Annotated in this window: 1 rRNA gene; it reads left to right on the top strand. The window is 58.2% G+C overall.

Annotated features, from left to right (window positions below):
* A 16S ribosomal RNA gene (locus tag WS34_RS15080) occupies nt 1–569 on the top strand; the annotation flags it as partial.

The following is a 569-nucleotide window of genomic DNA, read 5'->3' as shown; positions in this document are numbered from 1 at the left end:
TCCACCTGGGGAGTACGCCGGCAACGGTGAAACTCAAAGGAATTGACGGGGGCCCGCACAAGCGGAGGAACATGTGGTTTAATTCGATGATACGCGAGGAACCTTACCCGGGTTTGAACGCATTCGGACCGAGGTGGAAACACCTTTTCTAGCAATAGCCGTTTGCGAGGTGCTGCATGGTTGTCGTCAGCTCGTGCCGTGAGGTGTCGGCTTAAGTGCCATAACGAGCGCAACCCTTGCCACTAGTTACTAACAGGTGATGCTGAGGACTCTGGTGGGACTGCCAGCGTAAGCTGCGAGGAAGGCGGGGATGACGTCAAATCAGCACGGCCCTTACATCCGGGGCGACACACGTGTTACAATGGCGTGGACAAAGGGAGGCCACCTGGCGACAGGGAGCGAATCCCCAAACCACGTCTCAGTTCGGATCGGAGTCTGCAACCCGACTCCGTGAAGCTGGATTCGCTAGTAATCGCGCATCAGCCATGGCGCGGTGAATACGTTCCCGGGCCTTGTACACACCGCCCGTCAAGCCATGGGAGCCGGGGGTACCTGAAGTCCGTAACCGC

The sequence above is a fragment of the Odoribacter sp. N15.MGS-14 genome (genome assembly GCF_000980245.1).
GTDB lineage: Bacteria > Bacteroidota > Bacteroidia > Bacteroidales > Marinifilaceae > Odoribacter > Odoribacter splanchnicus.
Note: the sequence above shows the minus strand (reverse complement) of the source record. Positions and strands in the feature narration are given on the sequence as shown.